1 protein-coding gene is annotated in these 1135 nt (G+C 66.9%); it reads right to left on the minus strand.

Features of this window, described 5'->3' with window-relative positions; genetic code table 11:
* Nucleotides 1-1135: acyl-CoA carboxylase subunit beta (locus ABGA99_RS36500; RefSeq protein ID WP_347584282.1), on the minus strand; the 1135-nt coding region annotated here is incomplete at both ends.

Genomic DNA, 1135 nt, shown 5'->3' on the forward strand with positions numbered 1-1135 from the left:
CCCATGACCGCGATCTCGTTGGTCGGCCAGGCGTACGTCAGGTCGGCGCCGATGGACTGGCTGTCCATGACGATGTACGCGCCCCCGTACGCCTTCCTGAGCACCACCGAGATCCGCGGCACGGTGGCGTTGCAGTACGCGTAGAGCAGCTTCGCCCCGTGCCTGATGATCCCGCCGTGCTCCTGGTCCACCCCCGGCAGGAAGCCGGGCACGTCCAGGAGCGTCAGGATCGGGATGTTGAAGGCGTCGCAGAGCTGGACGAACCGGCCGCCCTTCTCCGACGCCTCGATGTCCAGGACGCCGGCCAGGGACTGCGGCTGGTTGGCGACGATGCCGACCACCTGACCGTCCAGCCGGGTGAGCGCACAGATCAGGTTCGTCGCCCAGCGCTCGTGCACCTCAAGGTACTCGCCGTCGTCGACGATCTCCTCGATCACCTTGCGCATGTCATACGGCCGGTTGCCATCGGCCGGCACCAGATCCAGCAGCACAGCCCCGGACCTGTCCGCGGGATCCTCGGTCGGCGCGGCCGGCGGGTTCTCGCGGTTGTTCTGCGGCAGCATCGACAGCAGGTAGCGCACCTCCTCCAGGCACGTCACCTCGTCGTCATACGCGAAGTGACACACCCCCGAGGTCTCCGCATGCACATCCGCACCACCCAGACCGTTCTGGCTGATCTCCTCACCCGTCACCGCCTTGACCACATCCGGCCCGGTGATGAACATCTGCGAGGTCTCACGCACCATGAACACGAAGTCGGTGAGCGCCGGGCTGTAGGCCGCGCCGCCCGCGCACGGGCCGAGCATCACCGAGATCTGCGGGATCACACCCGACGCACGGGTGTTCCGCCGGAAGATGCCGCCATACCCCGCCAGCGCCGACACACCCTCCTGGATACGCGCACCCGCACCGTCGTTCAGCGACACCAGCGGCGCACCCGCCGCGATCGCCTTGTCCATGATCTTGTGAATCTTCTCCGCATGCGCCTCACCCAAAGCGCCACCGAAGATCCGGAAATCATGCGCATAGACGAACACCGTCCGCCCGTGCACCGTCCCCCAACCCGTGATCACACCATCCGTGTACGGCCTCTTCGCCTCCAGCCCGAAACCCGAGGCACGATGCCGCCGCAACG

The sequence above is a fragment of the Streptomyces sp. B5E4 genome (assembly GCF_039871555.1).
GTDB lineage: Bacteria > Actinomycetota > Actinomycetes > Streptomycetales > Streptomycetaceae > Streptomyces.